Here is a 22,896-nt window from a genome sequence, read left to right as displayed (position 1 = left end):
CCGCGGGGGCGTCGTAGTTCGTTCGACTGGAGATGCACGTGGCTGGGCGCATCGAGGATTACGCACTCATCGGGGATATGCAGACCGCGGCCCTTGTCGGCAGGGACGGCACGGTCGACTGGCTCTGTCTGCCCCGCTTCGACTCCCATGCGGTGTTCGCCGGCTTGCTCGGCACCGAGGAGCACGGCTTCTGGCGGGTGGGCCCGGCCCACCCGGCCGGCGGTGACCCACCGCAGGCCGACCGCCGCCGCTACCGGGGGGACTCTCTCGTTCTCGAATCGGAGTGGGACACCCCGCGGGGTACCGTCCGGATCATCGACTTCATGCCTCCGCGTGAGAACCACGCACCTCAGCTGGTGCGGATCGTGGAGGGCGTCAGCGGGCGGGTGCGGATGCGCTCGGCGCTGCGGATGCGGTTCTCCTACGGCTGGGTCGTGCCGTGGGTGCACAAGGTGGGGCAGCGCACGGTGGCCGTCGCCGGGCCCGACTCGGTCTGGCTGGACACCGAGGCCGACACCTACGGCAAGGACCTGACGACCTACTCCGACTTCACCGTCGGCCCGGGCGACCGGGTGGCGTTCACCATCAGCTGGGAGGCGTCGCACCGGGAGGCACCGGAGCTTCCGGAGCCGGAGGAGGCGCTGCGCACCACCGAGGACTTCTGGCGCGAGTGGGTCGAGACCTGCACCTACCACGGGCCCTACCGGGAGGCCGTGGTCCGCTCGCTGATCACGCTCAAGGCGCTGACCTACGCGCCCACCGGCGGGATCGTCGCCGCGCCGACCACCTCGCTGCCCGAGGAGATCGGCGGGGTGCGGAACTGGGACTACCGCTTCACCTGGCTGAGGGACGCGGCCATCACCCTCTCCTCCCTCCTGCGCACCGGCTACCGCGAAGAGGCGCGCGCCTGGCGCGAATGGCTGCTGCGCGCGGTCGCCGGCGACCCGGAGAACCTCCAGATCATGTACGGCATCGCGGGCGAACGTGAGCTGTCCGAGGCCGAGTTGAGCTGGCTGCCGGGGTACGAGGGCTCCACGCCGGTCCGGGTGGGCAACGGCGCCGCGGGCCAGCTCCAGCTGGATGTGTACGGCGAGATGGTCGAGGCGCTGCACCTGGGCCATATGACGGGCCTGGCGCGCAACGACTACGCCCAGCTGCTCCAGCTCAAGCTGATCGGCTACCTGGAGAACCACTGGGAGGAGAAGGACGAGGGCATCTGGGAGGTGCGCGGCCCGCGCCGGCACTTCGTGCACTCGAAGGTGATGGCGTGGGTGGCCGTCGACCGTACCGTCAAGCTCATCGAGTCGGGCGACGTGGACGGGCCGCTGGAGCGCTGGCGGGCCCTGCGTGACGAGATTCACCGCCAGGTCTGCGAGAAGGGCTACGACAAGGAGCGGAACACCTTCACCCAGTCCTACGGCTCCAAGGAGCTGGACGCCTCGCTGCTGCTGATCCCGCAGATGGGCTTCCTGCCGCCGGACGACAAGCGGGTCATCGGCACCATCGAGGCCATCCAGCGCGAGCTGACCACCGAGGACGGCTTCGTGCTGCGCTACCCCACCAGCAGCGAGGCGGGCGAGCACGGCACCGCCGAGAACGTGGACGGGCTCGCGGGCGAGGAGGGGGCCTTCCTGGCCTGCTCGTTCTGGCTGGCCGACGACCTGGCGATGATCGGCCGGGTGGACGAGGCCAGGAAGCTGTTCGAGAAGCTGCTGGTCCTGCGCAACGACGTGGGTCTGCTGGCGGAGGAGTGGGACTCCGTGCGCCAGCGGCAGGTCGGCAACTTCCCGCAGGCGTTCAGCCATGTCCCGCTGATCGACACCGCACTGCGTCTGACGGCGTCGGGAGCGTACGGGGTCTGAGCCGTCTCCGGACGCAGTCGTCCAAGCGCGATCGGCAGACGAAGTCCGACCGGCTCAGCCGGCACCTGCGGCCGAGCCGCTGACTTCGTCGTAGACGCTGAGCACTTGGGCCGCGGCGTCGTCCTCGGTCGGCCAGGTGCGGGCCCTCTCGCGGCCCGCGGCGGCGAGTGCGGCGCGGCGGGCCGGGTCGGCGAGGAGGGCGAGGACGGCGGCGGAGAGGGAGTCCGCGTCGCCGCTCGGCACCAGCACGGCGGCGGTGCCGACCAGTTCGGGAACGCCGCCACCGTCCGCAGCAACCAGCGGCACACCGGCACGCAGGGCTTCCTGGGCGACCAGCGAGCGCCCCCGGCACCGGGTGGGCAGCAGCGCGATGTCGGCGCTCGCCAGCAGCCGCAACGCGTCGTCCCGCCGCCCCAGCAGCCGTACGGGCAGTTTCTCCGCGTCGATCCGGTGCTGGAGCGCCACCCGCTGCGGGCCTTCCCCGGCGACGGCGAGCAGCGGCGGCGGGGTGAGGTGGCGCCAACCGCGGGAGGCGGTCAGCGCGGTGTCGTGGCCGCGCTGCCCGTCGAGCCGGCCGATGGTGAGGACCAGCGGGCGGTCGAGGGCGCCGATGCCGGCGCGTGCCTTGTGCCGCAGCGCTTCGGCCTCGGCCTCGCTCTCGCCCTCGTCCCCCGGCCGGCTCGTCCCGGCGCGGGCCAGCGGGATGGGAGCCGGCGCTAGCCGTGCGTCGCGGGCGCCGCTGCGGCGCGCCATGTCGACCAGTTCGGTGGTGGTACCGAGCACCACGGTGGCGGCGCGGGCCACCCGCCTCGCGAGCAGCCGGGCCACCAGTTCGCGGGCGGCGTCCGTGCGGGAGACGTGCTCCGGCCGGGCCGTGGGCAGCGTGTGCCAGGTGACGACGAGCGGCACCTCACCGCGCCGCCTGCCGAGCGCGGAGGCCGCCAGCAGCCCCGCGCGCAGGCCGTGTGCGTGGACGAGGTCGGCGTCGGCGCAGACAGTACGCAGCCGGGCCACAGCGTCCGTCTCCGTACGGCCCGGCAAGGCGGTGAACTCCGCGCCGGTCTCCGTGAAGGCGTGCCGCAGCGCGCCGTCGTGCCGGGTGCACACCGTCACCCGTACCCCGCGTGCGGTCAGCCCCCGGGCGAGGGAGCACGCGTGGACTGCCGTCCGTGCCGAGGGCGCCTCGGCCCCCTCGGCCGCCGGGCCGCCGCCGAGCACGTGGACGACGTGCGGCGGTCGCGCGCCGACCGCGGGCCGACGCGGCGCGTGGGTACGGCTCGGGCTCACGACAGGCGGGCTCCCTGGCTGGCGGTGGGGGCGGGGTCTGCCCAGGATGCCAGGCGCGGGGGCCCGCCGTGCCGCCGTAAAGCCCGGAGTGCCGCCACGGTGGGGCGCACGCCCGACGCTCTCACTCACACGAGTGACAGCGCGCGTGCCGCAGAACGTCACGTTCCGGTGCGGGCTGCTTCGAGAAGTTCCTCGGCGTGGGCGCGGGCGAGTTCGGAGTCCTCTTGACCGGCGAGCATCCGGGACAGCTCGCGTACCCGGTCCTCGCCCTCCATGGCCTGGACGCCGCTGCGGGTCACCGTGCCGTCGTCGGTCTTCTGCACCACCAGGTGGCGGTCGGCGAACGCGGCGACCTGCGGGAGATGCGTGACCACGACCACCTGCGCCGACTTGGCCAGCCGCGCCAGCCTGCGGCCCACCTCGACGGCCGCCTTGCCGCCGACGCCCGCGTCCACCTCGTCGAAGAGGTAGGTCGGCACCGGGTCGGAGTCGGCGAAGACGACCTCCACGGCGAGCATCACCCGGGACAGCTCGCCGCCGGAGGCGCCCTTGGCGATGGGCCGGGGCGGGGCGCCGGGGTGCGGGGCGAGCAGCAGTTCGACCTCGTCGGTGCCGTGCGGGCCGAAGGCGAGGGTGCGCCCGTCGATCTCCAGCCCGTCGGGGTCCTCGGCGTGCTTGAGTTCGAAGGTGACCCGGGCGTGCGGCATGGCCAGCTCGGACAGCTCCTCGGTGACCGCGTCCGCGAACCGCTTGGCGGCGTCCGCGCGCGCCTCGGTCAGCGTACGGGCGAGCGAGGCGAGTTCGGTGCGGAGCGCGTCGCGTTCGGCGCCCAGCTCGCCGATCCGGTCGTCGTCGCCTTCCAGTTCGGCCAGCCGCTCGGTGCTCTGCTCGGACCAGGCCAGCACGGCGGTGATGTCCTCGCCGTACTTGCGGGTGAGCTGGACCAGTGCGGCGCGGCGTTCCTCGACTGCGGCGAGGCGGAGCGGGTCGGCGTCCAGGTCGTCGGCGTATCCGGCCAGTTCGCCCGCGATGTCGGAGAGCAGGATGTGCACCTCGCCCAGCCGGTCGGCGAGCGCGGCGAGCGCCGGGTCGTGCCTGCGCACCGCCTCCAGGGCGCGGTTGGCTCCCCCGACGAGGGTGGCGGCGTCGACGCCCTCCGGGTCGGTGGGGTCGCCGGCCAGGGCGCCGTGCGCGGTGGTGGCCGCGGAGGCCAGCGCCTCGGCGTGGCCCAGCCGTTCGGCCTCGGCCGCGAGTTCGGCGTCCTCCCCGGGCTGCGGTTCGGCGGCCTCGACCTCCTGGATGCCGAACCGCAGCATGTCGGCTTCCTGGGCCCGTTCGCGGGCGCGGGTGGTCAGCTCGGTCAGCTCGGCGGCGACGGTACGCAGCCTGCGGTACGCCTCCTGGTAGGCGGCCAGCGGCCGGGACACGGCCTGACCCGCGTAGCGGTCCAGCGCCTCGCGCTGCCGCGCTGCACGCAGCAGGCCCTGCTGGTCGGTCTGGCCGTGCACCGCCACCAGGTCGTCGCTCAGCTCCGCCAGCAGCCCGACCGGCACCGAGCGCCCGCCCACATGCGCGCGCGAGCGGCCTTCGGCCGAGACGGTGCGGCTGACCAGCAGCGCCCCCTCGTCCAGCTCCGCGCCCGCCTCCTCGGCGCGGCGCGCGGCCGGTGCTTCCGGCGCGAGCGCGATCCGGCCCTCGACGAGGGCCGACTTGGCGCCGACCCGGACGAGCCCGGCGTCGGCGCGCCCGCCGAGCAGCAGCCCGAGGCTCGTGACGACCATGGTCTTGCCGGCCCCGGTCTCACCGGTCACCGCGGTGAAGCCGGGGGACAGCTCGACAACGGCGTCGTCGATCACGCCCAGGGCTTTGATCCGCATCTCCTCCAACACGGATACGACCATACGAGGTCTGCCTGCGTCGGCCACACCTGTGGTCCGGGTGGTAGCCGGATCGTGGGGCGGTGCCGTGTGCCGATCCGCAGGGGGTTGCGGTGTCTTATCCGTTTTCTCCCACCTGTCCCGCCGTAGCCTCCGCCTCTCCCTCGTTGGCTACCGCGGCGCCCCGCGCCAGCCTGTGACCGGGAGGGCGAACTTGGCCACCAGGCGGTCCGTGAACGAGGCATGGTGCAGCCGCGCCAGCCGTACCGGCACCGCGCCGCGCCGCACCTCGACCCGGGCCCCGGCGGGCAGTTCGACGCTGCGCCGTCCGTCGGCCCACAGCACCCCGTGCGGAGTCTGCGGCTGCACCTCGACGGCCAGCACCGAATCGGGCGCGGTCACCAGGGGCTTGGCGAACAGCGCGTGCGCGCTGATCGGCACCATCAGCAGCGCCTCGACTTCGGGCCACACCACGGGCCCGCCCGCGGAGAAGGCGTACGCGGTGGATCCGGTGGGGGTGGCGCACACCACTCCGTCACCGCCGAAGCTGGAGACGGGACGGCCGTCGACCTCGATGACGACCTCCAGCATCCGCTCCCTGGCGGCCTTTTCGACGGAAACCTCGTTGAGCGCCCAGTCGGCGTGCACGATGTGGCCGCTGCCGGGGCTCTGCGGGTTGTAGCCCGCGTTGCGTACGAGTACGTCGAGGGTCATCCGCTCCTCGACCTCGTAGGCGCGGGAGACCACCCGGTCCACGACCTTGTCCAGGTCGTCCCGCTCGGCCTCGGCGAGGAAGCCGACCCGGCCGAGGTTGACGCCCAGCATCGGTACGCCCGAGGCGCGGGCGAACTCGGCGCCCCGCAGCAGCGTCCCGTCCCCGCCGAGCACGACCAGCAGCTCGCAGCCCTCTGCGGCGTCCGGCTTGGCCGTCACAGTCTGCACCCGGTCGGGCAGCGGCAGGTCGACCGCCTCCTCCGCGAGCACCCGCACCCCGATCCCGCAGCGCAGCAGCCCCTGGACGACCAGTTCGGCGCTGCGCACGGCCGCGGGTCTGCCGGTGTGGGCGAGGAGGAAGACCGTACGGTCTCCGGTCTCGGCAACGGGAACCTCCGCGCTGACCGGGCGGATCCCGGAGGGCTCGTTCGCTCGGCTGTCCTCGGTCACTTGGGCCCCTCCGCCACCGCTCGCTCGACTTCGGCCGGGTCGAGGTCGTCGGCCCCGGCACGCAGCCACAGAAAGTATTCGACGTTTCCCGAGGGCCCGGGCAGCGGACTCGAGGTGACACCCAGCGCGCCCAGACCCAGGGCAGCCGCCTGTCCCGCGACCGTGCATACGGCCTCGGCACGCAGCTTCGGGCTGCGGACCACACCACCGCTGCCCAGCCGTTCTCTGCCCACTTCGAACTGTGGCTTCACCATCAGCACCAGATCCGCCTCGGGTACGGCGCACCGGACGAGCGCGGGCAGCACGAGCCCCAGGGGGATGAACGACAGATCACCGACGACGAGTTCCACCGGCTCGCCGCCGATCGCCTCCAGCGTCAGTTCCCGGACATTCGTACGGTCTTTGACGGTGACCCTGGAGTCGCTCTGCAAGGACCAGGCCAGCTGCCCGTACCCCACGTCCACGGCGACGACATGGCCCGCGCCGGCGCGCAGCAGCACATCGGTGAAGCCGCCGGTGGAGGCGCCCGCATCCAGCGCACGCCGGCCCGCCACCCGCAGCCCGCGGGGAACGAAGGCGTCCAGTGCCCCGGCGAGCTTGTGGCCGCCGCGCGAGACGTAGTCCGGATCGCTCTCGTCCGCCTTGACGACCAGGGCGGCGCTCGTCTCGACCTGGGTGGCCGGTTTGGCCGCCACATTGCCCCCGACCGTGACCCGCCCCGCGGCGATCAACTGGGCGGCGTGCTCCCGGGAACGGGCAAGGTTGCGGCGCACCAGCTCCGCGTCGAGTCGGCGTCGTGCCACGGCTCAGCTCCGGGGGGTGTGGGGTCGGTCCAGCGCGGCCAGGCCCTCGCGCAGGCCGCGGTGGACATCTTCGTACACCTCCAGATGGCCGGAGACGGCGAGGTGGTCGGCGTCCTCCAGCCGCCTCAGCTGGGCGTCGACCGGGGCGTATCCGGTAGGGCGCACGCCCACGCCGAGGGGCCGCGGGCCGTCGTCGGGCTCGGCGGCTCCGGCGCCCGCTTCGTGGTCCGGCTCGGCCTGCCCGTGCGGCTCCTCGGGCTGCGCTGTCTCGTCGTACCACTCGGTGCCGCTTGCCGAGAGGTGCTGCTCGGGGTTGGGGGCGTGCCCGGGCCCGGGTCCCTGCGCGAACTCGCTCATGCCCCGACGCTACCTCCCGGGTCTGACAGACCCCCGGGTCCGACGGCTCAGCGCCGCGCGGCGGGCACCACCAGGGGGGTGCCGGTCTCCGGGTCGTCGATGACGCGGCAGGGCATACCGAAGACCTCCTCCACCAGCTCGGCCGTCACCACCTCGCCGGGGTCCCCCTGCGCGACGATCCGGCCGTCCCGCATGGCGATCAGGTGCGTGGCGTAGCGGGCCGCGTGGTTGAGATCGTGCAGTACGGCGACGAGCGTCCGGCCCTCCTCCTCGTGCAGCCGCGCGCACAGGTCGAGGATCTCGATCTGGTGGGCGATGTCCAGGTAGGTGGTGGGCTCGTCCAGCAGCAGCAGCGGCGTCTGCTGGGCGAGCGCCATGGCGATCCATACGCGCTGCCGCTGGCCGCCGGAGAGTTCGTCGACGAACCGGTCGCCGAGTTCTTCGACCCCGGTGGCCGCCATGGACTCGGCCACCACCCGCTCGTCGTCCCGCGACCACTGGCGCAGCAGCCCCTGGTGCGGGTAGCGGCCGCGGGCCACCAGGTCGGCGACGGTGATCCCGTCGGGGGCCGTGGACGACTGGGGCAGCAGGCCCAGAGTGCGGGCCAGCGCCTTGGCCGGCATGCCCGCGATGTCGCTGCCGTCCAGCAGCACCTGTCCCTCGGCGGGCTTGAGCATCCGCGAGAGGGCGCGCAGCAGCGTCGACTTGCCGCAGGCGTTGGGGCCGACCACGACCGTGAACGACTGGTCGGGCACGGCGACGTCGAGCTCGGCGGCGATGGTGCGCTGGTCGTAGGCGAGGGTGAGTCCATGCCCGGTCAGCCGGGGCTCGCCAGTCGCTGTGGCAGCACCGTCGGAGGTCGGCTCCTTGTTGTCCGTCGCGGTCTTCATCGTGTCCCCGCCTCCGTTGGCTGCTCGACGTGCTTGCGTTCTTCCGTGATCACCGGCCGGACGGCCGCAACCACCACGTTCGACTCCCTCATATCCGTCCCGCCCTGCGCTCGCTCTCCAGCAGCCACACCAGGTAGCCGCCGCCCACTACACCGGTGATCACGCCGACGGGGAGCTGATGTTCTCCGAAGGCCCGCTGGGCCATCAGGTCGGCGCAGACCAGCAGCGCTGCGCCCATGCACAGCGAGGGCAGCAGATTGGGACCCGGCGCCTTGGTCAGCCGCCGGGCGAGTTGCGGTGCCGTCAGCGCGACGAAGGAGACGGGCCCCGCAGCGGCGGCCGACAGCGCCACCAGCAGTACTCCGGCGGCCAGCAGCGCGAGCCGGGTGCGTTCGACGCGGACACCGAGCGCCCCGGCCGCGTCGTCGCCCATCTCCAGCATCCGCAGGGCGCGTCCGCAGCCGAGCAGCACCAGGGGGACGATCACCACCATGCCGAAGACCAGCGGCAGTACGTCGCCCCAGCCGCGCCCGTCCAGGCTGCCGGTCATCCACAGCACGGCCCGGGACGCCTCGGTGATGCCGGCGCGGGTGATGAGGTAGCTGTTGACGCCGGTCAGGATGGCGGTGGCGCCGACGCCGACCAGCACCAGCCGGTAGCCGTGCATACCGCGCTTCCAGGCGAGGGCGTAGATCAGCGTGCCGGTGACGACGGCTCCGGCGACGGCGCCGCCCGCCAGCAGTGCGCTGCTGCCGCCCGCGGCGAAGATGACCAACAGCGCCCCGGTCGCAGCCCCGTTGGTGAAGCCGAGGATGTCGGGGCTGCCGAGCGGGTTGCGGACGACCGCCTGGAAGACGGCGCCGCACAGCCCCAGGCTCGCCCCGACGAGCAGCGCGGTCACGGTGCGGGGCAGCCGCAGTTCGTTGACGATGAACGCGTCGGCGGGGTCGCCCTCTCCGAGCAGCGTGCGGATCACGTCGTCGGGCGCCATCGGGTATTCGCCGCTGCCGATCGCGAACACGGCGGCGACCAGCGCGAGCACCACACAGCCGACCCCGACGAGCAGGGCGCGCGGGCGGTAGTTGACGGAGAGGCCGCCGGGGGTGCGTATGACACGCGTACGGATTCCGGTGAGGCTCATGCGTGTGCCACCCTTCGCCTCCGTACGAAGTAGAGGAAGAACGGCCCGCCCACCACGACGGTCACGATGCCGACCTGGAGTTCGCTGGGCCGGCCCACCACGCGTCCGATGATGTCGGCGCCGATCAGCAGCACGGGTGCCAGCACTGCGCAGTACGGCAGCATCCAGCGCTGGTCGGGACCGGTGAGCGCACGCACCATGTGCGGCACCATCAGCCCGACGAAGACGATCGGCCCGCAGGCGGCGGTCGCTGCGCCGCACAGCAGGGTGATGGCCACGATGGCTGCGGCGCGGGTCCGGGCGGGCCGGGAGCCGAGGGAACGCGCCGCGTCGTCGCCGAGCGCGAGCGCGTTCAGCGGCCGGGACAGGACGAGCGCGAGCAGGGTGCCGACGGCGATGAAGGGCAGGGCCGAGAGGACCGTCGAGTCCTGGGCGCGGGCGAGCGAGCCGACCATCCAGAACCGCATCCGGTCCAGCGAGGCGGTGTCCAGGAGCTGAACGGCGCTCACATACGAGATCAGCGCGGCGTTCAGTGCGGTCCCCGCGAGGGCGAGCCGGGCCGGGGTGGCGCCGCGACCGCCGCCGACCGCGTAGACGAGTACGGAGACGGCGGCGGCACCGAGGAAGGCGAAGCCGATGTAGCCGGTGTACCCGGCGACGCCGAAGAACGAGATGGCGGTGACGACGGCTGCCGCCGCGCCCGCGTTGATGCCCAGCAGCCCCGGGTCCGCCAGCGGGTTGCGGGTGAGCGCCTGCATGACGCCGCCCGCCAGGCCGAGCGCGACACCCGCGAGCAGGCCGAGGAGGGTGCGGGGCAGCCGCATCTCGTGGACGACGGTGTAACTCGCCGAGCTGCTGTCGACGAGCCCCGACCACGCCTCGCCGAACGAGAGCGGGCGGGCGCCGAAGGCGAGGCTGAGGAAGACGACGAGCAACAGGACGAGCACGGCTGCCGCCAGCCCGGTGGCCCGGGCGAGCGGGGCCCGGGCACGTGCGGGCTGTTCCTGCCCGGCCGCCGGCTGTCCCTGTCCACGGCGTACCGCCGCTGAACCCCCTTGGACCTGCGGGGACTTGGTGAGAGTCACGTACGCGCTCCGGTCGGGGCCGGGAGATCGGGGCGCCCGGCCACTGGACAACAACAACTTTGGTTAGGTTAACCTAACCACGAACTCGGCCGCCCCATGGCCGCCCCGTATGTACGCCCGCAGCATGCCCGCGGCGCGTCTCAGCACGTCGAGAGAAGGCCGGAGAAATGCCCAGCTCTTCCCCACTCCCTCACCTTTCGCGCCGCGGTCTGCTGGCCGCGGGCGGCGCCGTCGGTCTCGGAGCGCTGCTCGCCGCCTGCGGAAGCGACGAGACCGGATCCGGTTCGGGTGACGGCTCCAAGGGCGACGGCTGGTCCTTCACCGACGGCCGCAAGAAGAAGGTCACCCTGGACGCCGCTCCCGAGCGGATCGTCGCCTACATCGGCGCGGCAGCGGCCCTGTGGGACTTCGGTGTCCGCGACCAGATCGTCGGCGTCTTCGGCCCGACGAAGCAGAAGAACGGCAAGCCCGATGTGCTCGCCGGCGACGTTGACATCTCCAAGGTGAAGATCATCGGAAACGCCTTCGGCGAGTTCGACCTGGAGAAGTACGCCAAGCTCCGTCCCCAGCTGCTGATCAGCAACATGTACCTCAAGGACGCGCTCTTCTACGTCCCGGACGAGAGCAAGGACAAGATCTCCAAGCTTGCGCCCCAGGTGGGCATCAAGTCGTCGCGAGTCCCGATGGTCGAGGTCATCCAGCAGTACGCGAAGCTCGCCGAGTCGCTGGGCGCGAACGTGAAGGCCAAGTCCGTCACGGACGCCAAGGCCCGGTTCGAGAAGGCGGCCGAGCGGCTGCGCAAGGCCGCGAAGAGCGGCATCCGCGTCATGGCCGCCTCCGGCGCTGCCGACCTGCTCTATGTCTCCGACCCGGACGCCAACTCCGACCTTCAGTACTTCAAGCAGCTGGGTGTCGACTTGGTGAAGCCCAAGAAGGTCAGCCAGCAGGGCTTCTTCGAGGAGCTGAGCTGGGAGAATGCCGACAAGTACCAGGCGGACCTGATCATTCTGGACAACCGCACCCAGTCCCTCCAGCCCAAGGCCCTCAAGTCGAAGCCGTCCTGGAACGACCTCCCGGCCGTCAAGAAGGGCCAGGTCGCTTCGTGGGCGGCCGAACCGCGCTTCTCGTACGCGGGTGCCGCACCCCTGCTGGAGGACCTCGCGGAAGCGATCGAGAAGGCCAAGAAGGTCGGTTGAGCCTCTGATCCGCTGCCGCGCCTGACGGCCCGGCACGTTCCCGTACCCCCGCACAGCCGAACCCGTCCCTTTCGGGAGGAGCAGACACGATGAGCAGCACGGTCAGCACGGCGCCGCCCGCACCCTCCACCGTTCCGTTCGAGTTCTTCGAGCTGCGCGTCGTACGGACCCGTCGACTGGGTCCGACCATGCTGCGGGTCACCTTCGGAGGCGACGGGCTGGATGGTTTCGCCTCCGGCGGCCGGGACCAGCGATTCAAACTCTTCCTGCCGCAGCCGGGACAGACCGCGCCCGTGGTGCCCACGGACGCGGGCGAGAACTGGTTCACCGAGTGGCGCGCGATGGACGAGAACGTCCGCGGGATCATGCGCAGTTACACCGTGCGGGCGCTGCGCAGAGGCAGCGAGTACGGCACAGGGGTACCTGCCGGCCGCGGGCTGGGGGCGGACGAACTGGACGTCGATTTCGCCCTGCACGGCGAGAGCGGCCCCGCCTCGCGCTGGGCGCTGCGGGCGATGCCCGGGGACCGGGTCACCCTGCTCGGCCCGGTCGTCGAGGACAACGCGGGCGTCGACTTCCGGCCGCCCGAGGGCACCGACTGGGTGCTGCTGAGCGGCGACGAGACGGCACTGCCCGCCATCGGCGCCATCCTTGAGTGGCTGCCCGCGGGGATGCCGGTACGGGTGTTCGCGGAGGTCCCGCACCGGGAGGACGTCCAGGACCTGCCGACCCTCTCGGACGCGCGGTTCAGCTGGCTGGTGCGGGACGAGGCGGCCACCGGTTCCCGGCTGGAGCGGATGGTCGCCTCCGTGCGCGCCGCCGAGCTTCCCCCGGGCACGCCTTATGCGTGGCTCGCGGGCGAGGCCGGCACCGTCAAGGCGCTGCGGCGGCATCTGGTGACCGAGCGCGGCTTCGACCGCCGGGCCGTCAAGTTCACCGGGTACTGGCGGTTGGGCGCGACCGAGGAGCAGCTGGTTGCGGAGGCGCTTGCGGGCGCGGCCGGCTGAGGCGCAGCAGCGCTGACCCGGCCGGGCCTCAAAGCCCCAGCCGGGTCAGCGCGTCACCGGCGTCCAACCGGCACTCCGCGTCCCCCGCCGCCGACCAGGCCGCCCCGCACAGGGCGCGCAGCCCGTCCAGCGGTTCGCCGTCGCCCTCCAGCGTCAGCCGGTCCGCACCGGCGTGCGCGGTCCAGCCGCGGCAGCGGAAGCCCTTCTTGGCGTCCCCTGTCACATCCGGCTGGGCCGCCAGCAGACCCCGCAGGTCGCGGGCCACATAGGTCGGCCGGTGGACAGGCCGGGCGGCGAGCAGCCGCGTCGCGTCGGTCACCCCGGTCAGTACGAGCAGTGAGTCCACGCGCCCCGCGTGCGCCCCCTCGATGTCGGTGTCGAGCCGGTCGCCGACCACCAACGGCCGTCGTGCGCCGGTCCGCAGGATGGACTCCCGGTGCATCGGCGGCAACGGCTTGCCCGCGATCCGGGGCTCCGGCGGTGTGCGCATCCACCGGGTGGCGATGCGGACGACTTCGACGGCCGAGCCGTTGCCGGGCGCAATGCCGCGCCCGCTGGGGATGGTCAGATCGGTGTTGGACGCGTACCAGGGCACCCCGCGCTGCACGGCGATCGCCGCCTCGATCAACCGCCCCCACTCCATGGAAGGTCCGCCGTAGCCCTGCACCACGGCCGCGGGCTCCTCGTCGGCCGTCTCGACAACGGTCAGCCCCCGCTCCTCCAGCGCGACCCGCAGCCCCTCGGCGCCGACGGCCAGCACCCGCGCGCCCTGCGGAACGTGCTCCGCGATGAGCCGGGCGACCGCCTGCGCGGACGTGATGATCTCGTCCGCCGCCGCGGGCACACCCAGCTGCCTCAGCTGCGCGGCGACGGTCTGCGGGGTGCGGGCCGCGTTGTTCGTCACATACGCCAGCCGCAGCCCGCTCTCCCGCGCGGCGGCCAGCGCGTCGACCGCGTGCGGCACCGCCTCTCCCCCGGTGTACACCACCCCGTCCAGGTCCAGCAGTGCCGTGTCGTACGCGGTGTGCAGCGCGCTGTCGCTGGCCCGCGGGCTGGACAGCGGGGCTGTCGCGGCGGTGTCGGCGGCGGGGCTGTGGTGCATGAGGGCTTGCTCCTTGTGCTCTCTCCTGGGGCGCGCAAAGGGCCGTCGCGGGTCTTCGCGCCGTACCGATCCTCTCGTACACCGCCGCACGCTCCGCACCCCTGCGCCCCCTGTGCCCCGCTCCACCGGGAACAGGGCACCGGCTTACCATGCACAGATGACCGTCCGAGGACTGAGACTCGCCCCGTTCCGGGGGCTGCGCTACGCGCCGGAGAGGGTCAGCAGCCTCGCTGCGGTGACCTCGCCGCCGTACGACGTGGTGGTCACACCGGACGGACTGCGGGATCTGGAGACGGCGGACCCGTACAACATCGTGCGGCTCATCCTCCCGCAGGCCGAGGACCCCCGGACCCGGCACCACAAGGCTGCCGAGACACTGCACCGCTGGCAGGCCGACGGAGTACTGGCCCGCGACCCCCGGCCGGCGCTGTACGTCTACGAGCAGCGCAAAGGCGAACTGCTGCAACGCGGCCTCATCGGCGCCCTGCGGCTTTCGGCTCCCGAGGAGGGGGTCGTCCTGCCGCACGAAGACGTGATAGACCATGTCGTCGCCGATCGCGCCGATCTGATGCGCGAGATGGCCGCCAACCCCGAGCCGCTGCTGCTCTCCTACCGCGGCGACGGCACCCGTACCGGCGCGACCGCCGTCATCGAACGGGCCACGTGCGGCACACCGCTGGCGGCGACGACCACCGAGAACGGCTTCGCGCACCGGCTGTGGGCCGTCACGGACCCGGCCGAACTCGCCGAGGTGGACGCCGAGCTGTCCCGGCACAGCGCGCTGATCGCCGACGGCCACCACCGGTGGGCGACGTATCTGCGACTGCGCGCCGAGCAGGGCGGCTCCGACTCCGGCTCCGGCCCCGGTCAGGAGTCCCCCTGGAACTACGGCCTGGTGCTGCTGGTCGACACCGCGCGCTATCCCCTCCAGGTGCGCGCCATCCACCGGGTGCTGCCCAGACTTCCGCTGAAGAGGGCGCTCGACCTGCTCGACCGGACGGGCGCGGAGTACGGGGAGGAGGGCGCTTTCCGCATCCGCACGCTGGAGGCTCCGCTGGACGAGGCGCTGGAGGAGCTGGAGGACACGGCGGGAAACGCCTTCCTGCTGACCGAGGGCGAAGGCGTCTTCCATCTGCTCGACCGGCCCTCGCCCACGCTGGTGGCCCGTACGGTCGCCGCTGGGCGGCCCGCGGCATGGCGGGAGTTGGACGCCACGGTGCTGCACTCGACGCTGCTGGACGCTGTCTGGCAGGTGCCTGACCGTCCCGAGGACATCAGTTATCTGCACCACACCGAAGCGGCCATCGAGCAGGCCGCGGCGTACGGCGGTACGGCGGTACTGCTGCGGGCCGTTCCGGAGGCGACGGTGCGGGAGCTGGCCGAACAGGGCGTCACCATGCCGCGCAAGTCAACCTCGTTCGGCCCGAAACCGGCCACGGGACTGGTGCTCCGCACGATCGCCGACGTGCCTCGCTGACCTGCGCGGCCGCTCTGGGCCGCGCCCTTGGTGCCCCGCCCGGGCCCCCGCGCCGGGCGGGGCATTCTGTCGCGTTTCCGGCTGCTTTTCCCCTCGTACGGCTGTCCGGGGAGCCCTCTTGCACTCCTCCGAGACGTCCAAGTTAGGGTAGCCTTACCTCACTGCGCGGCACTCCGCGCGGTGGGTCACGTCCGCCCATGCCAGGAGGACACTTCTGACCTCTCTCCCGACGTCTCCTCCCGCCGGCCCGGCAAGCAGACCCGGCCGGCCCGAGCCCCCCGTCGGCCGGACATCACTTCACTCCCGGTAGGCCAACTCCTCCCGAGCCATGGCCCTTTGCCGGTGAACAGCAACCCCCCATCCCCGGAGGTAGCCCCCGATGAGCAGCAGGTCCCACCTGCTCAACGACAGGACAGCGGAGCACTACAGGCGCTCCCTCACATACGGCGTCGAGCGGGTCGCCGCGAAACTCGCCGGCGCCGAACGGCCGTTCACCGGCGTCTCGCCCGCCGAGCTCGCCCCCACCGTCTCCGCTGTGGACCTGGAGAAACCGCTGGGCACCGCACGCGAGGCACTGGACGAACTGGAGCGTGTGTACCTCCGCGACGCCGTCTACTTCCACCACCCGCGCTATCTCGCACACCTCAACTGCCCCGTGGTCATCCCGGCCGTGCTCGGCGAAGCCGTCATCGCGGCCGTCAACTCCTCGCTGGACACCTGGGACCAGAGCGCGGGCGGCACCCTGATCGAGCGCCGCCTCATCGAGTGGACGGCACAGCGCATCGGCTTCGACACCGCCGCGGACGGCATCTTCACCAGCGGCGGCTCCCAGTCCAACCTCCAGGCGCTGCTGCTCGCCCGTGAGGAGACCTGCCGCCTCGTGCGGAAGAACTCCGAGACAGCGCTGACCACTCCGCAGATCCTGCCCGGGCTGCGCATCCTCACCTCAGAGTGCAGCCACTTCAGCATCGAGAAGGCCGCCGTCCTGCTGGGCCTGGGCCCCGAGGCCGTCCTCTCGATCCCCTGCGACGAGCAGCGCCGGATGCGCATCGACGCGCTGACCGAGCAACTGGCGCGCTGCGAGCGTGCCGAAGAGACGGTGATGGCCGTCGTCGCCACGGCGGGCACCACGGACTTCGGCAGCATCGACCCGCTGCCCGCCATCGCCGACCTGTGCGAACGTACGGGCACCTGGCTGCATGTGGACGCCGCCTACGGCTGCGGGCTGCTCATCTCGCAGCGCCGCCGCGCACTGCTGGACGGTGTGGAGCGGGCCGACTCGGTGACCGTCGACTACCACAAGTCCTTCTTCCAGCCGGTGAGTTCCAGCGCCGTCCTGGTCCGGGACCGCGACACCCTGCGCCACGTCACCTACCACGCCGACTACCTCAACCCGGCCCGCAGCGTGGAACAGGAAATACCCAACCAGGTGGACAAATCGCTCCAGACCACGCGCCGTTTCGACGCGCTCAAGCTCTGGATGACGTTGCGCGTGATGGGAGCCGACGCGCTCGGCGAACTGTTCGACGAAGTCGTGGACCGCGCCGCCGACGCCTGGCGGCTGCTGGACGCCGACGAACGGTTCGAGGTCGTCGTCGAGCCCCGGCTCTCCACGCTCGTCTTCCGCTACCTGCCCGGAGACGGGCACCCGGACGACGGGACGCTGACCGACCGGGCCAATCTGTACGCCCGCGAGGCGCTGTTCGCCTCCGGCGAGGCCATCGTCGCCGGCACCGTGGTCGACGGCCGCCACTACCTCAAGTTCACCCTGCTCAACCCGGAGACCTTGCCGGCCGACATCGCCACGGTCCTCGATCTGATCGCCGCACACGCCGAGCAGTACGCCCAGCAGCAGGCAGCCCGGCACAACGCCGCCCACCCGTCCGCCCTCAGCGCCGCCCAGGCATGCTGACCGACCCCACACGGAGCCCGCACGTGACTCCCTCCAGCGCTCACCCGGCCGACGCGCCCGTACACGACTTCGTCGCCATCGGCCTGGGCCCCTTCAACCTGGGCCTCGCCTGTCTGACCGCACCGATCGCGGAGCTCGACGGCGTCTTCCTGGACGACAAACCGGAGTTCAGCTGGCACCCGGGCATGATGCTGGACGACAGCACCCTGCAGACCCCGTTCCTGTCCGACCTGGTCACCCTCGCCGACCCGACCTCGCCGTTCTCCTTCCTCAACTACCTCAAGGAGTCCGGCCGGCTGTACTCGTTCTACATACGCGAGAGCTTCTATCCGCTCCGCGCCGAGTTCAGCGACTACTGCCGCTGGGCCGCGGACCGCCTCGGCGAGACCGTACGCTTCAGCCACCGCGTCACCAGCGTCGAGTACGACGAGGGCGAGGGCCTCTACACCGTCCACGCCGAGCACCTGCCGGGCGGAGAGCCCCCGGTGACCCGCACATTCCGCACCCGGAAACTGATCCTGGGCACCGGCACCCCGCCGTACCTCCCCGAGCCCTGCCAGGATCTCGGCGGCGACCTGATCCACAACTCCCACTACCTGGAGCACAAGGAAGCCCTCCAGAAGAAGCAGAGCATCACCCTGGTCGGCAGCGGCCAGAGCGCGGCGGAGATCTACTACGACCTCCTCCAGGACATCGACAGCCACGGCTACTCCCTCACCTGGCTCACCCGCTCCCCCCGGTTCTTCCCCCTCGAATACACCAAGCTGACGCTGGAGATGACCTCCCCGGAGTACGTGGACTACTTCCACTCCCTCCCGCCCGACACCCGGGACAGCCTGGTCGCCGCGCAGAAGAACCTCTACAAGGGCATCAACTCCGAGCTGATCGACTCCATCTTCGACCTGCTCTACCAGAAGAACCGCCTCGCGCCCTGCCCCACCCGGCTGATGACCAACACCGCGCTCACCGACGCCTCGTACGACGAGTCCCGCGGCACCTACACCCTCGGGCTGCGCCAGGAAGAGCAGAAGCGTGACTTCAGCCTCACCACCGAGGGACTGATCCTGGCCACCGGCTACCGCTACCAGCCGCCCGCGTTCCTCGACCCGATCGCCGACCGCATCGAGTGGGACGCCCGCGGCCGCTTCGCCGTACGCCGCGACTACAGCATCGACACCGCCGGCCAGGAGATCTACGTTCAGAACGCGGAGCTGCACACACACGGCTTCGTAGCCCCCGACCTGGGTATGGCCGCCTACCGCAACTCCTGCATCATCCGCGAGCTGCTCGGCCGCGAGGTCTACCCGGTCGAGAAGTCCATCGCCTTCCAGGAGTTCACCGCGCCCACGGACGACCCGACGGCCGCGAGGACGGACGACGCCGCCGCGACGGGAACGGACGGCCTGGAGGCAGCGCTGTGACGACCGCCGACGCCACCATCTTCACCCGCCCCGACGAGGCCCTGGGCACCTTCGCCCTCCGCCCCGTCGACCCGCTGACCGAAGCCGAACTGCTGCACCGCTGGGTGACCCACCCCAAGTCCGCGTTCTACCTGCTCCAGGACGCCACACTGCCAGACGTGGAGCGGGAGTTCATGAGTATTGCGGCCTCCCCGCACCACGACGCCTTCCTCGGTCTGCACAACGGCGAGCCGGCCTTCCTGATGGAACGCTACGACCCCCGCTACGTGGAACTGGCCGGGCTCTACCCGCACCAGCCCGGCGATGTCGGCATGCACTTCCTGTGCGCGCCCACCGAGCAGCCGGTGCACGGCTTCACCCGCGCGGTCATCACCACCGTCATGGCGATGCTCTTCGCCGACCCGGACACCCGCCGCGTCGTCGTCGAACCGGACGTCCGCAACACCGCCGTGCACGCCCTCAACGAGGCGGTCGGCTTCCGCGTCGACTCCACCCTCACCAAACCGGAGAAGGAAGCCCTGCTCAGCTTCTGCACCCGCGAGCAGTTCCGGACCGCCACAGGAGTGACCCCCGCATGACCCTCCCCAGCACGCCCCAGCCGACCCCGCCGCACGAGTCCGTCAGCCATCTCACGCCCGAACGCTGGGCCCAGGCCACCCGGCTCCTCGTCCGCAAGGCGCTGGCCGAGTTCAGCCACGAGCGGCTGCTGAGACCGGCCCCACTGGACGACGGCGAGAACCGGTACGCGGTCCGCTCCGACGACGGCACCACCGAATACCGCTTCACGGCCCGCCGCTTCGCCCTCGACCACTGGCAGGTCGACGCCGACAGCGTCACCCGGCACCGCGACGGAACCGAACTCCCGCTGGACGCCCTCGCGTTCATCACGGAGCTGCGCGACACGCTGGGCCTGGGCGAGGAGATCCTCCCCGTCTATCTTGAGGAGATCAGCTCCACCCTGGCCAGCACCGCCTACAAACTCGCGGCCCCGCCGGTCACTGCGGCGCAGCTGGCCGCAGCCTCCTTCCAGACCATCGAGTCCGGGATGACCGAGGGCCACCCGTGCTTCGTCGCCAACAATGGCCGGCTCGGCTTCGACATCGCCGAGTACCGCGCCTACGCCCCCGAGACGGGCTCGCCCGTACGCCTCATCTGGGTCGCCGCCCGCCGCGACCGTGCCACCTTCACCGCCTGCACGGACCTCAGCTACGACAAGCTGCTGCTCTCCGAGCTCTCCGCCGGCACGCTGCGCCGCTTCTCGGCCGCCATGACCGAGCAGGGCCTGGACCTGGACGACTACTACCTCATCCCCGTCCACCCCTGGCAGTGGTGGAACAAGCTCTCGGTGACCTTCGCCGCCGAGATCGCCCAGCGCCATCTGGTCTGCCTCGGCCATGGCGACGACGAACACCTGGCCCAGCAGTCCATCCGCACCTTCTTCAACGCCACCCACCCCGCCAAGCACTATGTGAAGACCGCCCTCTCGGTCCTCAACATGGGCTTCGTCCGCGGTCTGTCCGCCGCCTACATGGAAGCCACCCCCGCCATCAACGACTGGCTGGCCGACCTGGTGGCAGGCGACGCCGTCCTGCGCGACACCGGCCTGGGCGTCCTCCGCGAACGCGCCGCCGTCGGCTACCACCCCGCCCCCTACGAGGCCGCGGCCCCCAAGGGCTCCGCCTACCTCAAAATGCTGGCGGCCCTCTGGCGCGAGAGCCCGATACCGTTCCTGGAAGAGGGCGAGAAGCCCGCCACCATGGCCTCGCTCCTGCACGTCGACCGCGAAGGCAACTCGCTGGCCGCAGCCCTCATCCACAGCTCCGGCCTGGAGCCCACGGAGTGGCTGCGCGCCTATCTGCACGCATACCTGACCCCGCTGCTGCACTGCTTCTACGCCTACGAGCTGGTGTTCATGCCGCACGGCGAGAACGTCATCCTCGTCCTTGACGAACACGGCGTCCCGCGTCGCGCACTCTTCAAGGACCTGGCCGAGGAAATCGCCGTCATGAGCCAAGACGCCGAACTGCCGCCCGAGGTGGAACGCATCCGCGCCGACGTCCCCGAGGACATGAAGATCCTCTCCCTCTTCACCGACGTCTTCGACTGCTTCTTCCGCTTCCTGGCCCCCACCCTCGACGCGGCAGGTGTCCTGGACGAGACGAGCTTCTGGTCGACCGTGGCCGACGTGACGAAGGACTACCAAAAAGCAACGCCCCACCTGGCAGCCCGCCACGCCCAGTACGACCTCTTCGCCGACGAGTTCGCCCTCTCCTGCCTCAACCGCCTCCAATTGCGCAACAACCAGCAAATGGTGGACCTCCAGGACCCCGCCGGCGCCCTCCAGCTGACCGGCACCCTGAAAAACCCCCTGAGCGCCCACAGGTAAAAGTCAGCAAGCAGCACAAAGGGCGGACCCCCGCAGGGGGTCCGCCCTTCACTCACTGCCCCAACGAGAGCTCAGCCCTCCGAAGACGACTCGCCCCCGTCCCCTACTTCGTCGACGACGTCCTTCTCCTCATCCTCGTCCTCCGCGAGGGCGTCGATGAACTCGACACCGTCCAGCTCGGCGAGCCGGTCGGACGCATCGGTCACCCCGCTCTGATCCGCCTCCAACGCCTTGGCGAACCACTCACGGGCCTCGTCCTCACGCCCGACCTCCAACAGCGCGTCGGCGTACGCATACCGCAGCCGCGCCGTCCAGGGCTGCACAGAGTTGGACGCCAACTCGGGGCTCTGCAACGTCACCACAGCTGCGTCCGGCTGCCCCAGGTCGCGGCGCGCCCCCGCCGCGACCAGTCGCATCTCGACCTGCCCCGCCTTGTCGAGCTTCTGCACCTCGGGCTCGCCCGCCATCGCCAGCGCCTTCTCGGGCCGCCCCAGACCACGCTCGCAGTCGGCCATGACCGGCCACAGATGCTGAAGCCCGGTCATCCGCCGGGCCGCCCGGAACTCGGCCAGCGCCTCGGAGTACTTCTGCACCCCGTATGCGGCGAACCCGGCAGCCTCCCGCACCGACGGCACCCGCGACGCCAACCGCAGCGCCACCTTCGCGTACGCGTACGCCTGCTCGGGGTCCTCGTCCAGCAGCCGCGCCACCATCACCAGGTTGCGCGCGACATCCTCGGCCAGCGTCTTCGGCAGGCTCATCAGCTCCTGCCTGACGTCCTTGTCCAGCTCCTCGCCGGTGACGTCCTCATCGATCGGCAACCGGCGCAGCGGCTCCCGCTCCGGCCGCTCCCGACCGCGGTCCCGGTCCCGGTCGCCGCGCCCGTACGGCCGGTCGCGGTCACCACCACGCCGGAAGCCACCGCCCCCACGGCTGTCCTCCCGCCGGAAGCCGCCACCACCGCGCTCGTCGCGCCGGTCGTCACGTCCCCGGCCGCCACCGCCCTGCCCGTACGGCCGCCGCCCGGCACGCTCGTCATCCCGACGCGGCCCCCGGCCACCCTGCGGCCGCCCGCCGTCCCGGTCATCCCGACGGTACGGCGCCCGCTCACGGTCCCGGTCGTCCCGCTGCGGCCGGTCCCCCCGATACCCGCCACGCCGATCGTCCCTGCGCTCACCACGCCCCCGGTCATCGCGCCGGAACTCCCCACGTCCACGGGAGTCACGGCCCCGGGCATCCCCGCCGCGCTCGTCCGGACGACGGTCCGAGCGACCGGAACCGTCCCGGCCCCGATCACCGCGCCGTTCATCTCGACGGTCATCCCGCCGTTCATCCCGACGGTCATCCCGCCGCTCGTCCCGACGAAAACCGGGCCCGCGCTGGCCATCGCGCCCACGACGGTCGTCACGTCCACGGTCGTCGCGCCCATTGTCGTGCGCCCGCTCACCACGCGGACGGTCGTCCCGCCGACGCTCGTCCCCGCGGCGCTCATCCCTACGGAAACCGCCCGGGGAGCCGCCTCGATCGTCGCGCCGGAAGCCCCCGCCGGCCCGGCCACCGTCCTCCCGCCTGGGTGCGCGTGAACGCTCGCGGCCGTCGCTGCTACGCGGGGCGGACTGTCGTGGCCGACGGTCGGCTCGGCCGCGGTCGTCGGAGGAGCTGGGGGACATGATGACTCCTGTCTGCATGCCTGCGCACAATTCTCGCGCAGGCGGTGGAACAACGCTCTTCGGAAAGCGAGAGGAAAACAAAAAAGCCCTTGGCCTTCAGCGCATGCACGCTGAAGGCCAAGGGCCATAAAGATTGTTCGGCGGTGTCCTACTCTCCCACACGCTCCCGCATGCAGTACCATCGGCGCTGAAAGGCTTAGCTTCCGGGTTCGGAATGTAACCGGGCGTTTCCCTCACGCTATGACCACCGAAACTCTGT

Annotated in this window: 19 protein-coding genes and 1 rRNA gene; 8 read left to right on the top strand and 12 right to left on the bottom strand. The window is 71.6% G+C overall.

Annotation, left to right across the window (positions count from 1 at the left end; genetic code table 11):
- The first annotated feature begins 32 nt into the window (after positions 1–32).
- On the top strand, positions 33–1,862 hold the full coding sequence (locus ACTWP9_RS18350; protein WP_443247275.1) for a glycoside hydrolase family 15 protein: 1,830 nt from the start codon (positions 33–35) through the stop codon (positions 1,860–1,862).
- Positions 1,863–1,916: 54 nt separating this feature from the next.
- Here ACTWP9_RS18350 and ACTWP9_RS18345 read toward each other — a convergent pair whose 3' ends face one another.
- The 8 genes from ACTWP9_RS18345 to ACTWP9_RS18310 all read right to left on the bottom strand — a co-directional run bounded on the left by ACTWP9_RS18345 (position 1,917) and on the right by ACTWP9_RS18310 (position 10,466).
- On the bottom strand, positions 1,917–3,149 hold the full coding sequence (locus ACTWP9_RS18345; protein WP_443247274.1) for a glycosyltransferase family 4 protein: 1,233 nt from the start codon (positions 3,147–3,149) through the stop codon (positions 1,917–1,919).
- 158 nt (positions 3,150–3,307) lie between these two features.
- Positions 3,308–5,050 carry a DNA repair protein RecN gene (gene recN / locus ACTWP9_RS18340; protein WP_443247273.1) on the bottom strand — a complete coding sequence of 581 codons (1,743 nt, stop codon included), beginning with the start codon at positions 5,048–5,050 and terminating at the stop codon, positions 3,308–3,310.
- A 147-nt stretch (positions 5,051–5,197) separates the two neighbouring features.
- Positions 5,198–6,154, bottom strand: coding sequence for an NAD kinase (locus tag ACTWP9_RS18335; RefSeq protein WP_443247485.1), 957 nt, complete (start codon positions 6,152–6,154; stop codon positions 5,198–5,200).
- A gap of 32 nt (positions 6,155–6,186) precedes the next feature.
- Entirely contained in the window at positions 6,187–6,993 is an 807-nt protein-coding gene (locus tag ACTWP9_RS18330) for a TlyA family RNA methyltransferase (protein WP_443247272.1), read from the bottom strand.
- A 3-nt stretch (positions 6,994–6,996) separates the two neighbouring features.
- Entirely contained in the window at positions 6,997–7,350 is a 354-nt protein-coding gene (locus ACTWP9_RS18325; RefSeq protein WP_443247271.1) for a hypothetical protein, read from the bottom strand.
- A 47-nt stretch (positions 7,351–7,397) separates the two neighbouring features.
- Positions 7,398–8,240, bottom strand: a complete 843-nt coding sequence (locus ACTWP9_RS18320; RefSeq protein ID WP_443247270.1) for an ABC transporter ATP-binding protein — start codon at positions 8,238–8,240, stop codon at positions 7,398–7,400.
- Between the two features lie 88 nt (positions 8,241–8,328).
- Entirely contained in the window at positions 8,329–9,381 is a 1,053-nt protein-coding gene (locus ACTWP9_RS18315) for a FecCD family ABC transporter permease (protein WP_443247269.1), read from the bottom strand.
- A complete protein-coding gene (locus ACTWP9_RS18310) occupies positions 9,378–10,466 on the bottom strand; it encodes a FecCD family ABC transporter permease (protein ID WP_443247268.1) in 1,089 nt (362 codons plus the stop codon). The genes ACTWP9_RS18315 and ACTWP9_RS18310 overlap by 4 nt, the downstream gene beginning before the upstream one ends.
- A 167-nt stretch (positions 10,467–10,633) precedes the next feature.
- Here ACTWP9_RS18310 and ACTWP9_RS18305 point away from each other — a divergent pair, with 167 nt between their 5' ends.
- Positions 10,634–11,662 carry an ABC transporter substrate-binding protein gene (locus ACTWP9_RS18305; protein ID WP_443247267.1) on the top strand — a complete coding sequence of 343 codons (1,029 nt, stop codon included), beginning with the start codon at positions 10,634–10,636 and terminating at the stop codon, positions 11,660–11,662.
- A gap of 89 nt (positions 11,663–11,751) precedes the next feature.
- Positions 11,752–12,669 carry a siderophore-interacting protein gene (locus ACTWP9_RS18300; protein ID WP_443247266.1) on the top strand — a complete coding sequence of 306 codons (918 nt, stop codon included), beginning with the start codon at positions 11,752–11,754 and terminating at the stop codon, positions 12,667–12,669.
- A gap of 28 nt (positions 12,670–12,697) precedes the next feature.
- On the opposite strand, the gene ACTWP9_RS18295 is transcribed toward ACTWP9_RS18300, so the two are convergent.
- On the bottom strand, positions 12,698–13,771 hold the full coding sequence (locus ACTWP9_RS18295; protein ID WP_443247265.1) for an HAD-IIA family hydrolase: 1,074 nt from the start codon (positions 13,769–13,771) through the stop codon (positions 12,698–12,700).
- Between the two features lie 157 nt (positions 13,772–13,928).
- On the opposite strand from ACTWP9_RS18295, the gene ACTWP9_RS18290 reads away from it, so the two are divergent.
- From ACTWP9_RS18290 to ACTWP9_RS18270, 5 genes are all read left to right on the top strand, one after another.
- Positions 13,929–15,248 (top strand): DUF1015 family protein, encoded by a 1,320-nt coding sequence (locus ACTWP9_RS18290; RefSeq protein WP_443247264.1) that lies wholly within the window; start codon positions 13,929–13,931, stop codon positions 15,246–15,248.
- Positions 15,249–15,627: 379 nt separating this feature from the next.
- The gene (locus ACTWP9_RS18285; protein ID WP_443247263.1) at positions 15,628–17,160 is read left to right on the top strand and encodes a pyridoxal phosphate-dependent decarboxylase family protein; all 1,533 of its coding nucleotides are present in this window, start codon (positions 15,628–15,630) and stop codon (positions 17,158–17,160) included.
- The gene (locus ACTWP9_RS18280; RefSeq protein ID WP_443247262.1) at positions 17,154–18,581 is read left to right on the top strand and encodes a lysine N(6)-hydroxylase/L-ornithine N(5)-oxygenase family protein; all 1,428 of its coding nucleotides are present in this window, start codon (positions 17,154–17,156) and stop codon (positions 18,579–18,581) included. Before ACTWP9_RS18285 ends, ACTWP9_RS18280 begins: the two co-directional genes overlap by 7 nt.
- A complete protein-coding gene (locus ACTWP9_RS18275; RefSeq protein WP_443247261.1) occupies positions 18,578–19,159 on the top strand; it encodes a GNAT family N-acetyltransferase in 582 nt (193 codons plus the stop codon). Before ACTWP9_RS18280 ends, ACTWP9_RS18275 begins: the two co-directional genes overlap by 4 nt.
- Positions 19,156–20,967, top strand: a complete 1,812-nt coding sequence (locus ACTWP9_RS18270; RefSeq protein ID WP_443247260.1) for an IucA/IucC family protein — start codon at positions 19,156–19,158, stop codon at positions 20,965–20,967. The genes ACTWP9_RS18275 and ACTWP9_RS18270 overlap by 4 nt, the downstream gene beginning before the upstream one ends.
- Positions 20,968–21,038: 71 nt before the next feature.
- Here the strand turns inward: ACTWP9_RS18270 and ACTWP9_RS18265 are convergent, their stop codons facing one another.
- The 3 genes from ACTWP9_RS18265 to rrf form a co-directional block, all read right to left on the bottom strand.
- Positions 21,039–21,788 (bottom strand): hypothetical protein, encoded by a 750-nt coding sequence (locus ACTWP9_RS18265; protein WP_443247259.1) that lies wholly within the window; start codon positions 21,786–21,788, stop codon positions 21,039–21,041.
- Positions 21,728–22,414, bottom strand: a complete 687-nt coding sequence (locus ACTWP9_RS18260; protein ID WP_443247258.1) for a hypothetical protein — start codon at positions 22,412–22,414, stop codon at positions 21,728–21,730. Before ACTWP9_RS18260 ends, ACTWP9_RS18265 begins: the two co-directional genes overlap by 61 nt.
- Before the next feature lie 358 nt (positions 22,415–22,772).
- Positions 22,773–22,889: ribosomal RNA gene (gene rrf, locus ACTWP9_RS18255) — 5S ribosomal RNA — on the bottom strand.
- Positions 22,890–22,896: the final 7 nt, after the last annotated feature.

The organism is Streptomyces sp. 3N207 (assembly GCF_052246355.1).
In the GTDB taxonomy this organism is placed as follows: Bacteria; Actinomycetota; Actinomycetes; order Streptomycetales; family Streptomycetaceae; genus Streptomyces.
The sequence above is the reverse complement of the archived record's forward strand: the minus strand, read 5'-3'. Positions and strand labels throughout refer to the sequence as shown.

Bases quoted from the DNA above. Each gene is read 5' to 3' on its own strand.
- ACTWP9_RS18350 (WP_443247275.1), top strand. From the start codon at position 33: ATGCACGTGGCTGGGCGCATCGAGGATTACGCACTCATCGGGGATATG.
- recN (WP_443247273.1), bottom strand. From the start codon at position 5,050: ATGGTCGTATCCGTGTTGGAGGAGATGCGGATCAAAGCCCTGGGCGTG.
- ACTWP9_RS18325 (WP_443247271.1), bottom strand. From the start codon at position 7,350: ATGAGCGAGTTCGCGCAGGGACCCGGGCCCGGGCACGCCCCCAACCCC.
- ACTWP9_RS18320 (WP_443247270.1), bottom strand. From the start codon at position 8,240: ATGAAGACCGCGACGGACAACAAGGAGCCGACCTCCGACGGTGCTGCC.
- ACTWP9_RS18315 (WP_443247269.1), bottom strand. From the start codon at position 9,381: ATGAGCCTCACCGGAATCCGTACGCGTGTCATACGCACCCCCGGCGGC.
- ACTWP9_RS18305 (WP_443247267.1), top strand. From the start codon at position 10,634: ATGCCCAGCTCTTCCCCACTCCCTCACCTTTCGCGCCGCGGTCTGCTG.
- ACTWP9_RS18300 (WP_443247266.1), top strand. From the start codon at position 11,752: ATGAGCAGCACGGTCAGCACGGCGCCGCCCGCACCCTCCACCGTTCCG.
- ACTWP9_RS18295 (WP_443247265.1), bottom strand. From the start codon at position 13,771: ATGCACCACAGCCCCGCCGCCGACACCGCCGCGACAGCCCCGCTGTCC.
- ACTWP9_RS18290 (WP_443247264.1), top strand. From the start codon at position 13,929: ATGACCGTCCGAGGACTGAGACTCGCCCCGTTCCGGGGGCTGCGCTAC.
- ACTWP9_RS18285 (WP_443247263.1), top strand. From the start codon at position 15,628: ATGAGCAGCAGGTCCCACCTGCTCAACGACAGGACAGCGGAGCACTAC.
- ACTWP9_RS18280 (WP_443247262.1), top strand. From the start codon at position 17,154: ATGCTGACCGACCCCACACGGAGCCCGCACGTGACTCCCTCCAGCGCT.
- ACTWP9_RS18270 (WP_443247260.1), top strand. From the start codon at position 19,156: ATGACCCTCCCCAGCACGCCCCAGCCGACCCCGCCGCACGAGTCCGTC.